This window comes from Arthrobacter sp. NPDC093125 (assembly GCF_044754225.1).
Taxonomy (GTDB): domain Bacteria; phylum Actinomycetota; class Actinomycetes; order Actinomycetales; family Micrococcaceae; genus Arthrobacter.
In genome coordinates this window covers 339367-352040 of sequence record NZ_JBIVOQ010000003.1, presented here as the reverse complement: position 1 = coordinate 352040, position 12674 = coordinate 339367, and the positions used below count along the sequence as shown (strand labels likewise).

Sequence of the window (12674 nt, the reverse complement as noted above, 5' to 3'; positions counted from 1 at the left end):
CGCAGGAGTAATCATGGAAGTTTGGCCGGGCAGCCCGTATCCGCTGGGTGCAACCTTTGACGGGGTGGGGACAAACTTTGCGCTGTTCAGCGAGGCGGCCACGGCCGTCCAGCTGTGCCTGATCGCCAACGACGGCACCGAGACACGCGTGGACCTCATCGAAGTGGACGGCTACGTCTGGCACTGTTACCTCCCCCAGATCCAGCCGGGCCAGAAGTACGGGTACCGGGTGCACGGGCCGTACGATCCGGCCAGGGGCAAGCGCTGCAACCCCAACAAGCTGCTCCTGGACCCCTACGCCAAGGCCATCTCCGGGCAGGTCAAGTGGGACCAGTCGATGTTTTCCTACAACTTCGGTGACCCCACGTCCCGCAATGACGAGGATTCCGCCCCGCACACGATGCTGGGCGTCGTGATCAACCCGTTCTTCGACTGGGCGGGCGACCGTCCGCCCAAGATCCCGTATCACCGCTCCGTAATTTACGAGGCCCACGTCAAGGGGCTCACCCAGCTCCACCCGGAGGTGCCCGAAGAGCAGCGCGGCACCTTTGCCGCCGTCGCGCATCCCGCCGTCATCGCGCACCTGCAGCGGCTGGGTGTCACCGCGATTGAGTTGATGCCCTGCCACCAGTTCGTCAATGACAGCACCCTGCAGGAGAAGGGCCTGAGCAACTACTGGGGCTACAACACCATCGGGTTCTTCGCGCCGCAGAACACCTACAGCTCGATCGGTGAGATGGGCCAGCAGGTTCAGGACTTCAAGGCGATGGTCCGCTCACTGCACCGTGCGGGAATCGAGGTGATTCTCGACGTCGTCTATAACCACACGGCGGAAGGGAACCACCTGGGTCCCACGCTCAGCTTCAGGGGCATTGACAACGCCGCGTACTACCGGCTGGTGGAGAACGACAAGCAGCACTACATGGATTACACCGGCACGGGCAACACCTTGAACGTGCGGCACCCGCATTCGCTGCAGCTGCTCATGGACTCGCTGCGGTACTGGGTGACGGAGATGCACGTGGACGGGTTCCGCTTCGACCTCGCCTCGGCGCTGGCCCGGGAATTTTACGACGTCGACCGGCTCTCCACGTTCTTCGAGCTGGTGCAGCAGGACCCCATCGTGTCGCAGGTGAAGCTGATCGCGGAGCCGTGGGATGTGGGGCCGGGCGGCTACCAGGTGGGGAATTTCCCGCCGCAGTGGACGGAGTGGAACGGCAAGTACCGGGACACGGTGCGGGACTTCTGGCGGGGCGAACCGGCAACGCTGGGCGAGTTCGCGTCGCGCCTCACGGGATCCGCGGACCTGTATGAGCGCTCCGGGCGGCGGCCGGTGGCGTCCATCAACTTCGTCACGGCCCACGACGGCTTCACCATGCGGGACCTGGTGTCCTACAACGGCAAGCACAATGAGGCCAACGGCGAGGGAAACCGGGACGGCGAATCGCACAACCGGTCCTGGAACTGCGGCGTCGAGGGACCCACGGATGACCCGGAGATCCTGAAGCTGAGGGCCCGGCAACAGCGGAACTTCATCGCCACCATGCTGCTCTCGCAGGGCGTGCCGATGATCGCGCATGGCGATGAGCTGGGCCGCACGCAGATGGGCAACAACAACGTGTACTGCCAGGATTCGGAGCTGAGCTGGATCAACTGGGATTCCGTGGACCAGCCGCTGATGGACTTCACGGCCGCGGTGAACAAGCTGCGGGCCCAGCACCCGACGTTCCGGCGCAGCACGTTCTTTGACGGGCGTCCGGTCCGCCGCGGCAAGGGCGAGAAGCTGCCGGACATTGTGTGGCTGAACGAGGACGGCACGGAAATGCTGCCGGAGGACTGGGGCCGCGGGTTCGGCCGGACCATCGGCGCCTTCCTGAACGGGGACGGCATCCAGGGCCAGGACGACCGCGGCCGGCGGATTTCGGACGTGAACTTCCTGCTCTACTTCAACGCGAACGACGACGACATCAAGTTCACGCTCCCCTCCGGAGAGTTCGCAGCGTCCTGGGACATGGTCATCAACACCGCCGGGACCGGAGTGGACCGCGGACCGGTCGACGCCGGCCGCGTGCTGAAGGTCTGCGCGAAGTCGATGACCGTGCTCCGCGCCCGCTCGCTGAACCAGCCCGAGCCGAACCTGTGGACGGCGTAAGCCGGGGCGCGTAACCCGGGCTTGTAAGCGGGGGCGTGAGTGTGCCGTACGGGAAAGTAGGTCACCCCGAAATGACGATTCCGAAACACGGCCGCAACGTGAGGGCCCCATCCTGAAAGTGCGCCGCAAGAGCGCGTTGCACCGGCCGGCTGCAGAGGCGCCGGCCGGTGCACAGCCCACCCCCCGACGCTCCCTCACCTCTCGCCGCCAAACCCCCAACGCCCCCTCACCTTTCGCCGCCAAACCCCCAACGCCCCCTCACCTTTCGCCGCTAAACCCCCAACGCCCCCTCACCTCTCGCCGCCAAACCCTGCCAGCCATGAAGCGCAGCGGCGATAGGGACGGATTTCCGCTTCCCGCGGCTTAGCCGAACTCTGGACAGCCCAACTGGAAGTAAGTAAGTTCGGCGCATGGTGGCAGTCCCACACGCTAAGTCGGTCCTTGACCCGTCCCGTTCCTTCGGCCCCGATGCTCCCGTCTGCGTTCGCAGCGGCTTCCCAAGGTTGGTCGGCTTATGGCGGTAACGACGGTAGCGGAGGGGGTTCACCGCATCACCGGCGCCTTCGTCAACTTCTATCTGGTCGAAGATGAGGATGGCCTGACCATAGTGGACTCAGGCCTGCCCGCGATGTGGAACGTTCTGCAGGACGCACTCAAAGGCCTTGGGTATTCTCTGGAGGATGTCAGGGCACTGGTGCTGACCCATGCCCACTTCGATCATCTGGGCCTGGCGCACCGGTTGCACAGCGAGCACCGCGTCCCGGTGTGGGTCCATCCTGAGGACGCCTTCCTGGCCCGTCACCCCTACCGGTACAGCCACGAAAAATCCCGGTTGCTCTTCTCCCTCACACATCCTGCGGGAGTGCCGGTGCTGGCCAGGATGGCCGGCGCCGGTGCCCTAAAGGTGCACGGACTGGAGGAGTTCGCCTATCTCCCTGGAACAGGCACCCTCGACGTGCCGGGAACTCCCGAGATCGTCTTTTCCCCCGGCCACACCAACGGCCATTGCGGCCTGTTCCTGCGGGACCGCAACGTGCTGTTCAGCGGCGATGCCCTCGTCACCCTCGACCCCTACACACGAAGGGCGGGGCCCCGGATCGTGGCAGGTGCGGCCACGGCAAACAGTGCACAGAACCTGGAGACTCTGACCGCATTGGCAGCCACGGGGGCCGGACTTGTCCTGCCTGGCCATGGTGAACCTTGGACTGAGGGCGTCGAAGAGGCAGTTGCCATTGCCCGGCGCAACGGGGCAGCCTGACTGGTTTCTTGGACAACACGCCACAATCATTGCCACAAAACGGATTGCTCTGTACCTTTAGCTCACAGCAATCCTTCAGGCGTTCCAGGCAGGTCTGGGGTCTCACCGCATCACACTGAGGATTAGCAGTACGAGCGTCTCACCTGCTTGGACAGTCCGGTCCCCGGAGGAAACCACGAGGGACCGTTCTACCGCGCGCTGAACTCCGTGGGGGCCGTCCCGCGGCCGCTTCGTGTTCAGGAGACGCAATTCAAATGACCTCTGTTTCCAAATGGGTCGCCGCTGGGTCGTCAGCAGCAGTTTTTGCCGGGGGGCTCTTTATCGGCATGCCGGTCGCCTCAGCAGCCCCGGGTGACGCCGCCTGTGTCGCGGCGTCGGTCCAGTACGAGGCCGCCCTGGCCGCAGCAGGAATCACGGCGGAGTCGTACGCCGAACTCGAGGCCTTGGCGGAGGCCGCTGCAGTTGCCGAGGAGACCTACTTCGAAGTACTTGAAGCCTCCATTGCCGCCGCCGACAAGGCGCTCAATGACGCCAGAGTGAGGCTAGCGGAAGCCGATGCAGCGGAGAGGGCAGCCGAGGACGTGCTGGAGAAGGCCCAGGAGTCAGGGGACGCGGCAGCGATCGAAGCCGCGCAGGCGGCCCTGACAGCGGCGGGACAAGAGGAAGATCTGGCCGAAGAGGCTCTGGAGCTCCTCGAAAAGGCTCCCGCAGATGCTGCCAACACGCCCGAGGTCCTCGCAGCATTGCAGGCCTCCGACGAAGCAGCTGCTGCATTTGATGAGAAGTTGGCGACGTTCAGCCTGGACCAGGAGACCTCGGACGCGATCACGGCCCTATTTGAGGCTTTCCTGGATGCCTGCAACCCGGACGCCATCGGTGTAGACCCGGTTGTCACTCCCCCGGCAGTCACCACTCCGATCAACACTTCCGGAGGCACGACGCCGGGAGGCACCAGCCCGGTCAACGCCAACCCCGTGGGTGCTGCTCCCGTTGGGGGCACCACTGCTGTCCCCGTGGCCGGCGTGAACAGGGGCCTGAACGTGCAGACGGCCGCCGCGGCTGAGCCTGCCGACCACCCGGGTCTGGCGCTGCTGGCCGGATTGCTTGCGGCGGGCATCGTGGTTCCCGCCGCCGTGGCGCTCCGGATGCGCCGGCTGGAGCGCAGCCGCCGCTGAGGCCACGGCAGGAACAGGAAACCGCACAGAATGACCACCAGCATGAAACCAGAAACCGAACCGGACACGGAGCCAGCCTCTGGCACCCCCTCCAGGAGGCGCGGGGGCAGGGGCTGGCTAGCCGTGCCCGCCATCGCCGCCGCCGGGCTGGCGGCCCTGCTTCTGCTCCCGCCCAATGCCGGCGGCAGCTCCGCCGTCGTTCCTTCCACAGCCGCTTCATCCGCGAGCGCGGCAGCCGCCCCAAGTCCGGCTGCCCGCCCGGTGTCCCCCGCCGCGACGGCGGCGAAGGCGGCAATGCCCGCAGCGGCGGCACCGACCAGGCTGTCGATCAAAACTGCCGGCATCGATATGAAAGTCCTGCCGCTGACGCCCAGCACCCAGGAACTCGCGGACCAGGCCCTCGTGCCGCCGCTCACGCTCGATGCTTACTGGCTCACGGCGTATGGCGTTCCGGGTGCGGGTTCGTCCAACACGACGTACATCGCCGGGCACAGCTGGGACGGCAGGGAGGCGCCCTTCAACAGGCTCAGCAGCAGCTCGCTCGTAGGCGCGGCCGTCACAGTCACGACCGCTACCGGAAAGCTGGACTACGTGGTGGACTCGGTCACGACCCACGACAAAAATTCCCTGAAGGACAGCGAGATCTGGAACGTCGTGCCCAACCGGGTGGTCCTGATCAGCTGCTACACCGAGGATCCGTGGGGCAAGAACGTGGTGGTCACCGCCTCCCCCGCCCCGTAGCAACGCTCCCTCACCTTTCGGCGCCTACTGTCCTCGGGCGGTGAGGAACGCGTCCAGAGCAGCGAGATCGTCGGTGTTGATGTGGTCCACTCCTGCCCTGTGCAGCTCCGTCCAGAGAGCTTCCCGTGCAGCGCCGGGCTGGTCCGGGGTGGCCCAGAAGCGCACCCGGTAGCCCTCGGAGTGGGCCGTTTCCACGTAGGCAAGGAGCTTCGCGCGCTCGGCTTCCGGCATCGGGCCCACTCCCTGCCAGGTGAACAGCTTGGTCCAGTTGTCGCTGACCAGCGGCATCAGCTCTGCAGGTGCGACCGAGAGAAGGTCAGCGGAGCGTCCGTCGTAAAACCCACGGCGCTTCTCCGCAGCCTGCATCGTGGCCAGCGGGCGATTGCCGCTGATGACGGCGGTAACCGGACCTTCCGTGACCTTGCCCTTCACGTACCGGGTCATGAGCTGCGGGTGTTCGGCCAGCTCCTTTTCAATTGCTGCGTAGGTGGCCTCGCCCTCGCTCTTGATGTCGATCATGAGCTGCAGGCTGCCGTCCCAGCCCGGGTACACGCTGCGGCCTTCCTGGCGCACCAGCGCGTCGAGCGGATCCAGGTACAGGCTCTCAAGAGTGACTCCGGCGCGTGTGTCCTCAAAGTCGTGGGCGACACGCAGCTCGCCCTCAACCAGCCAGACGTCCGCCTCCACACTCGTGAAACCGTGCTCCAGCGCGTCGAGCAACGGCCGGCCATGCTCGTAGTCGTTGTGGGCGTGGGCGGCAGCGTGCGGTTGCCCCAGCACGATCTCCGGCGCCTGCTTTGCCGATGAGGGGGCGGCGGTGCCGGTCAGTGCCGTGAGGGCGATGAGTGCGGTGACGGTGCTTTTGAGCAGCACAGGGTTCTCCTTCAGTGCGGTCGGGATCGCGGTCGCGCTCCCTGATTGGGACCGTCCGACGGCGTGCCCCACCACACTGCCTACCGGCAGGTAACGCCTGCCTACTGCCGGCTGACGCGCGGGTGAACAGGACATGACACGCCGTCGTTGACCCCTCACCCGTCCAAAACTGCGAGAGCCTTCCCGGAAAAGGCGACCGGAAGTGGGGGAGCGTTTTGAAAAGAGGAGCGAAACGTGAAGGAGCGTCGGGAAAAACGTTGCGAAAAGTGAGGGAGCGTCGGGATTCAGCGGTGGTAGCGTGACGCGTATGCACGACGTTCCCGGCCGCAAACCCAGACCCGCATCCCGGGGCCGGGACGGCAGGGGCCGCGGCAGGGAAAGTGCGCCGCTCGTGAAGGCCACGCGCTCCAGGGGCCGCGCGGTGAAAGGCAGGTCAGGCAGGGACGCACCGCGGGGCAAGGCAACGCTCCGAAGGCTGCGCGGGTCCAAGGCCTTCCCAAGGTTGCTGAACGTCTTCGCACCGCAGCATCCCGCCCAGCTGATTGCCCTTGGTTTCGCGGCAGCGGTTGCGGTGGGCACCGGGCTGCTGATGCTGCCCATCGCGAGGAACGGCCCCGAGGGAGCCCCGTTCCTGGATGCGCTGTTCACCTCCACGTCGGCGGTCTGCGTGACGGGGCTGAGCACCGTTGACACCCCGGTCTACTGGAGCGGCTTCGGCAAGGCCGTCATCCTGGTCCTGATCCAAGTGGGCGGGTTCGGCGTGATGTCCTTCGGCACGCTGCTGGGCGTCCTGCTGGCCCGCCGGCTGGGCCTCCGTTCCCGGCTTGCGGCGGCCGCCGAATCCCAGGCGACAGGCCTAGGCGCGGTCCGCCAGGTCATCCTGGGCGTCCTTGCCATCACGCTGATGGTGGAGGTGATCCTCGCCGGGCTGCTGGCGGCCCGGTACGTCGCCGCCTACGGCTACACCCCGGAGCGCGCGCTCTGGCACGGCGTCTTCCACTCGGTGTCGGCGTTCAACAACGCCGGATTCGCCCTGCATACCGACAATCTGATCGACTTCGCGGGCGACCCCTGGGTCTGCCTGCCGATCGCCGCCGCCGTCATCATCGGCGGCCTCGGTTTTCCGGTGCTGTTCGAACTGCACCGGCAATACGGCCGGCCCGTCCACTGGAGCATGAACACCAAACTCGTCCTGGTGGGCACCATCGCGCTCCTGGTCGGCGGCGCGGGCTTCCTGACCGCCGTCGAGTGGTCCAACCCGGCCACGCTCGGAGGCCTCAGGCCAGGCGAACGGGTGCTGGCCGGTTTCTTCCAGTCGGTCACCACGCGCACGGCGGGCTTCAACAGCATCGACATCGGCCAGATGCATCCGGTGTCGTGGCTCGGGATGGACATCCTGATGTTCATCGGCGGCGGCCCGGCAGGCACCGCGGGCGGCCTGAAAATCACCACGTTCGGCGTGCTGTTCTTCATCCTTGTCACCGAGCTGCGGGGCGGAACGGGCGTGAACGTCTTCAGCAAGCAGTTGCCCCGCGCCGTGCACCGCCAGGCCATCACCGTGGTTCTGCTGTCCATTGCCTTGGTCGTCGCTTCCACCGTGTTCCTGATGCTCATCACGGACTTCGGCCAGGAACGGATCCTGTTTGAGGTTGTGTCGGCCTTTTCGACGACGGGACTTACCACCGGGATCACCGCGGCTTTGCCGCCGGCCGGGCAGCTGGTCCTGGTGCTGCTGATGTTCGTCGGGCGCCTCGGCCCGGCCACGCTAGGTGCGGCGCTGGCATTGCGGGAGCGCCCGGTTCTGTATGAATACCCTAAGGAAAGGCCCCTCATTGGCTAAGAACATCTTCTCCCGCAGCGGTGACCTGCCCGCGCTGGCGGATTCCGTCGTCGTCATCGGCCTGGGCCGCTTCGGCGGCGCGCTGGCGCTGGAGCTTGAGGCGCAGGGCACCGAAGTGCTCGGCATCGACGCGAACGAAGAGATCGTGCAGTCCTACAACGGGCGCCTGACCCACGTGGTGCGGGCGGACTCCACGAAGGAGGAAGTGCTGCGCCAGCTCTCCGTGCACGAGTTCGACCGGGCCGTGGTGGGGATCGGCAGCGACATCGAGGCGAGCATCCTCACCACCTCCCGCCTCCTCACGTTCCGCAAACCGCAGATCTGGGCCAAGGCCATCAGCGATCCGCACGCCGAGATTCTGGAGCAGCTCGGCGTTGACCATGTGATCCGCCCGGAGCACGACATGGGCAAGCGCGTGGCCCACCTGGTCCGCGGATCCCTGCTCGACTACGTGGAGTTCGAGGACGACTTCGTGATGATCCGCACCAGCCCTCCCAGGGAGGCGCAGGACCGGCCGCTCGGTGTGCTGGGCATGCGGGACAAGTACGGCATCACGATCGTCGCGGTCAAGCGCCCCGGCGGCACGTGGGGCCACACCACGGCGCAGACCGTCCTCTACGAGGAGGACCAGATCATCGTGCAGGGCAGCAAGACCCAGGCCGAACGCTTCAGCAACATGGCCTGACGCTCACTGCGCCTCCAGGAACACCGGCACGACGGCGGCCCTCCGGGGCGGCGGGCCGGGTTTTCCGACGGCGGCCCTCGGCTTCCGGGGCGCCACCCGCCGAACGCTGAGCTGCTCGAGATCCAGCAGCCTGCGGGCGCCGGTGCGGGAATCGATGATCCAGAACAGGTCGATCCCGTCCAGCGTGCTGACGACCTTTCCCCGGTGCGCGAGCCTCCCGCGGTGCCAGGCCTCGATCTCCTCCCCCGCCGCAAGCTCTGCCAATGACCGCACCTCAAGTTCCACATCTTCGTTCACAGTCGGACCCCCTTCTTTGGACTGATTCGATGGACTCAGCCTGCACCACGATGTTTTCTACAACGTTTCGGCTGAGGGCATCCCGGGTGTCGTTTGTGTTTCCGTCAGGACAGACAACCGCACCTGTCGTCGCAGGTCAGGAGGATCTAGCGCTGAGACTGCGCCCGATGACGTCACGAATGCCAGGAGCCTTCCGGGTCCGCCGCCGATAAAATGAGAGTGGCCGCGGCGGCAGCAGCCGCCCGGCATTTCCCGAACAGGAGGTCATGATGGGCTTGGGTGACAAGATCCACAACGCCGCCGAAAAACTCCACGGCAGAAGCAAGGAAGCGGCCGGCCGCGCTACCGGAGACGAACGGCTCCGGTCGGAAGGCAGGGGCCGCCATATCAGGGCCGACCTCAAGCAGGCCGGCGAAAAGATCAAGGATGCCTTCAGGCGGCACTAAAGGTCTCGTTTTAGGGCTAGAGGCCCTGTCCGGTGAAAGCGGACAGGGCCTCGATCCGTTTCCGTCCCCGAAGCCGCACCAGGCGAAAAGTGCACCGGATCACAATTCCACCCATCCACCCCGGCAGCAGCTCCGAACTGCAGGTGTCCCTCTCAGGGGAGAACCACCAAAACTTGCACAAGGAGAATGCTTTCCGATGAACAAGACACTGCGCTTCCTGGCCGTTCCCACCCTTGCCCTGGGCGCCCTCGCCCTCTCCGGCGCACCTGCCATGGCCCATGAGGGCGACCACTCCTACCAGGCCCAGCTCGGGCAGCTCAACGGCAGCTCCGCCTCCGGCACCGTTGCGGTGCACGTGACCGGCAACCAGGCCCATGTTGCCCTGAACGTCTCCGGTCTCGCCGAAACCTTCAACAACGCCCCGTACCCGCACGTCCAGCACATCCACGTCGGCGCCAAGGGCCAGTGCCCGGCACCCGGGGCCGACGCCAACGGCGACGGCGTCATCTCCACCACCGAAGGCGGACCGTCCTACGGCAAGATCGGCACCACGCTCTCCACCAGCGGCGACACCAGCCCCGCGGCCGGCCTCGACCTGAAGCTCGCCGGCCAGGGCGGCAGCTACACCATCGACCGCACCTTCGAGCTCAACGCCGAGACCAAGCAGGCATTGCATGACGGAACCGCCGTCGTCGTGGTTCACGGCCTTGACCCCGCGACGCTGAGCGCAGCAGGCCAGGCTGCCAAGAGCGATCTCGTGCCGTCCCTGCCGCTGGCGGCCACCTCGCCGGCACTGTGCGGCACCCTCGTGGCGGGCCAGATGGCCATGCCTGAGGGCGGCGCTGACACCGGTGTTGCGCAGACTCCGGAGAAGAACGACGCCGGTGCCCTTGCCTTGGGCGGCGGCCTCGTCCTCGCTGCCGCGGCCGGCGGCACCTATGTGGTCCGCCGCCGGAAGGCAGCCCCGGCCGCCTAATCAGGATCCGGCTGGACGGCAGGCCCGGCTCCCGTTGAGCGCGAACGGACACTTGTGGCCCTGCGTTTAAGGGCCACAAGTGTCCGTTCGCGCTTGCTGAGGGCGGCCGGACACAGGGCAACGCATGTAGTGAAGGACAAAGGGCTGGGATGGACAAGACTATGAGAAACCGCAACCTGCTGGGGTCGCTGGCAGTGGCATCGCTGCTGCTGTCCGGATGCGCCGCGGCGGTGGGGGCACATGGACCCGCAACTTCTGACAGTCAGGCGGCGGCAAGCCCGACGGCGGCCGCAGCGCCGGCGTCCAACTCGCCAAGGGCCACGGAATCCACGTCAGCAGCGGCCAAGGCAGCCGTGAAAGCACCCGGCAGCCCCTCCGAAGCCTCCAAAATGATCTGCAATGACGAGACCAAGGGCGACGTTGCCCAGATCCTCGCGCTTACCGGAGCACCCCGCACCGACAGCACTTGGGCGGACACCACCTACACCTGCACCTACCGTCTCGACGTCGGTCCGCTGGTCCTCTCCGTCAAGGAATCACCGGATCCAGCGTCGGCCCGGAAGCACTTCGATGCCCTCCAAGCCGAGCTCCCCGGAGCCGAACCCATCAAGGGCCTCGCCAACCTGGGATTCCCGGCCTACCAGACGCCCGACGGCTCGGTTGTCTTCCTGAAGGACAACAGCACCCTCCACGTCGACGGCAGCGCGCTGCCGTCCGCACTCGGCCCCGAAGGCGTCACACCCGCGGCGTTTTCCTACCAGGTCGCCACCACCATCCTCGCCTGCTGGACGGAGCACCACTAGGACCATGGCAGCCTCAGCAACCCGCCCCCGCCCACCTGCCGTGCCAAGAGTTGCCCTCCCCGCAGTGTCCCTGATGGTGCTGGGTTCCCTGGCCCTGACCGGATGCGGTGCAGCAGCACCAGGCGGCGCACCGCCGTCGTCCGTTCCAACTGCCACCGCTTTCGGAAAGGCAAAAAGCCCGACGGCGGCAGCCAAGCCCGCGGTCACGTCACCTGCTCCGCCACCTTCGACGGCCAAGCCGGCAGCGGCGCCCACAACGGTCGAGATTCCGGTCATCGGCGTCCGTTCGCCACTGATCAAACTCGGGCTGCGGCCGAACCGGTCGCTCGAGGTGCCGCCGGATGGGCCGGGTGCGCCGGCCGGCTGGTACCGCGGCTCGCCGTCGCCGGGCGAGACAGGGCCTGCCGTACTGCTGGGCCACGTGAACGCGACGGGCGGCGGGCCGGGAGTCTTCGCTGGCCTGCGCGCCCTCAAGAACGGGGCCGAGATCAACGTTACCCGGGAGGACGGCAGCACGGCGCGGTTCGCGGTGTACCGGGCCGCCGCCTACAGCAAGAACAGCTTTCCCACCCTCGAGGTGTACGGCAACACCAAAGGTTCTGAACTGCGCCTCATCACCTGCGACGGGTACGATCCCGGCACCGGAGAGTTCGACGACAACTACGTGGTCTACGCAAAACTGACCAACCTGGCCACGGCCAAAGCCCCGCCAGCACAGTGACCAGCTCCAGTACGTGCCCGACTGCTCCTCAGACTCCTTGCAGGCCGTCAGGCGTGCCGATCCGGGGCCAGGACGTTAGTTGTCGGGTTTGCGGGCCTGGGCATCAGCGCCTAAGGGACGCCGCCGTCGACATGTCGACCAGCATTGGGATTCATTCCCGTTCGCGGCGGCGTTGGCTGCCGCCACTGCGTATGAGCGTCAGCGGTTTCAATTCTTACTTACGAGTTCCAGAAAAAGGTGAATAGTCCCATCGTCGCGAAGGACTACTGTGCCTTTACCGCCTTCAACTTCGGATGCCCTGGATCTCGTTCCCCGCGGAACCGTTGAGCCGTATGAGCGCAGACTTCGAGAGCGGCGGGGTTAAAAGGAAAGGGGTGGATTGGTCCCGGCCAACCCACCCCTATTCCTTGCTCAGGCTTACGCGGTGCGGCGACGCCTACGGACCATGAGTACCGTACCAGCGAGGAGGCAGACCAAGCCAAGCCCGGCAGCCATGAAGGTTACGCCGCTGGCCCCCGTAAAGGCCAGGGTGCCGGTTCCTGCAAGCGGGGCTGAAGTGGGAGCAGGCCCCCCTTCAGTTCCGTCGGCTGACCCGGCCTGCGGGTCCTCGTCGTTGACGGCCGTGACGGTGACGGTGACCGTCGCGCTGTCACAGGCGCCGGTGGTGTCGCAGACCTCGTAGGTGAAGCTGTCGGTTCCGGTGTAGC

General features: G+C 66.3%; 13 protein-coding genes. 10 read left to right on the top strand and 3 right to left on the bottom strand.

The features are described 5' to 3' along the window. Window positions 1-13: 13 nt before the first annotated feature. The 4 genes from glgX (at window position 14) to ACIP9X_RS08870 (ending at window position 5326) form a co-directional block, all read left to right on the top strand. Window positions 14-2152: a glycogen debranching protein GlgX gene (gene glgX, locus ACIP9X_RS08885; protein ID WP_400479348.1), complete on the top strand. Its 2139-nt coding sequence runs from the start codon at window positions 14-16 to the stop codon at window positions 2150-2152. Between the two features lie 514 nt (window positions 2153-2666). Continuing rightward, window positions 2667-3410: an MBL fold metallo-hydrolase gene (locus tag ACIP9X_RS08880; protein ID WP_400479347.1), complete on the top strand. Its 744-nt coding sequence runs from the start codon at window positions 2667-2669 to the stop codon at window positions 3408-3410. Window positions 3411-3664: 254 nt separating this feature from the next. Then, window positions 3665-4585, top strand: coding sequence for a hypothetical protein (locus ACIP9X_RS08875; RefSeq protein ID WP_400479346.1), 921 nt, complete (start codon window positions 3665-3667; stop codon window positions 4583-4585). 42 nt (window positions 4586-4627) lie between these two features. Further along, window positions 4628-5326 carry a class F sortase gene (locus ACIP9X_RS08870; protein ID WP_400479345.1) on the top strand — a complete coding sequence of 233 codons (699 nt, stop codon included), beginning with the start codon at window positions 4628-4630 and terminating at the stop codon, window positions 5324-5326. 24 nt (window positions 5327-5350) lie between these two features. On the opposite strand, the gene ACIP9X_RS08865 is transcribed toward ACIP9X_RS08870, so the two are convergent. Beyond that, complete coding sequence (locus ACIP9X_RS08865; protein WP_400479344.1) at window positions 5351-6199, bottom strand: phosphatidylinositol-specific phospholipase C/glycerophosphodiester phosphodiesterase family protein; 849 nt, start codon at window positions 6197-6199, stop codon at window positions 5351-5353. A gap of 307 nt (window positions 6200-6506) precedes the next feature. On the opposite strand from ACIP9X_RS08865, the gene ACIP9X_RS08860 reads away from it, so the two are divergent. Next, on the top strand, window positions 6507-8039 hold the full coding sequence (locus ACIP9X_RS08860; protein WP_400479343.1) for a TrkH family potassium uptake protein: 1533 nt from the start codon (window positions 6507-6509) through the stop codon (window positions 8037-8039). Continuing rightward, a complete protein-coding gene (locus ACIP9X_RS08855) occupies window positions 8032-8724 on the top strand; it encodes a potassium channel family protein (protein ID WP_400479342.1) in 693 nt (230 codons plus the stop codon). Before ACIP9X_RS08860 ends, ACIP9X_RS08855 begins: the two co-directional genes overlap by 8 nt. 3 nt (window positions 8725-8727) lie before the next feature. On the opposite strand, the gene ACIP9X_RS08850 is transcribed toward ACIP9X_RS08855, so the two are convergent. After that, window positions 8728-9021 carry a hypothetical protein gene (locus ACIP9X_RS08850; RefSeq protein ID WP_400479341.1) on the bottom strand — a complete coding sequence of 98 codons (294 nt, stop codon included), beginning with the start codon at window positions 9019-9021 and terminating at the stop codon, window positions 8728-8730. Window positions 9022-9290: 269 nt separating this feature from the next. On the opposite strand from ACIP9X_RS08850, the gene ACIP9X_RS08845 reads away from it, so the two are divergent. The 4 genes from ACIP9X_RS08845 (at window position 9291) to ACIP9X_RS08830 (ending at window position 11967) form a co-directional block, all read left to right on the top strand. After that, window positions 9291-9467 carry a CsbD family protein gene (locus tag ACIP9X_RS08845; RefSeq protein ID WP_400479502.1) on the top strand — a complete coding sequence of 59 codons (177 nt, stop codon included), beginning with the start codon at window positions 9291-9293 and terminating at the stop codon, window positions 9465-9467. Between the two features lie 196 nt (window positions 9468-9663). After that, window positions 9664-10443 carry a hypothetical protein gene (locus tag ACIP9X_RS08840; RefSeq protein ID WP_400479340.1) on the top strand — a complete coding sequence of 260 codons (780 nt, stop codon included), beginning with the start codon at window positions 9664-9666 and terminating at the stop codon, window positions 10441-10443. Between the two features lie 149 nt (window positions 10444-10592). After that, a complete protein-coding gene (locus tag ACIP9X_RS08835) occupies window positions 10593-11246 on the top strand; it encodes a hypothetical protein (RefSeq protein WP_400479339.1) in 654 nt (217 codons plus the stop codon). 4 nt (window positions 11247-11250) lie between these two features. After that, on the top strand, window positions 11251-11967 hold the full coding sequence (locus tag ACIP9X_RS08830) for a class F sortase (RefSeq protein WP_400479338.1): 717 nt from the start codon (window positions 11251-11253) through the stop codon (window positions 11965-11967). Window positions 11968-12384: 417 nt separating this feature from the next. Here the strand turns inward: ACIP9X_RS08830 and ACIP9X_RS08825 are convergent. Then, window positions 12385-12674, bottom strand: a 290-nt coding sequence (locus ACIP9X_RS08825; protein ID WP_400479337.1) for an Ig-like domain-containing protein, incomplete at its 5' end; no start/stop codon positions are given.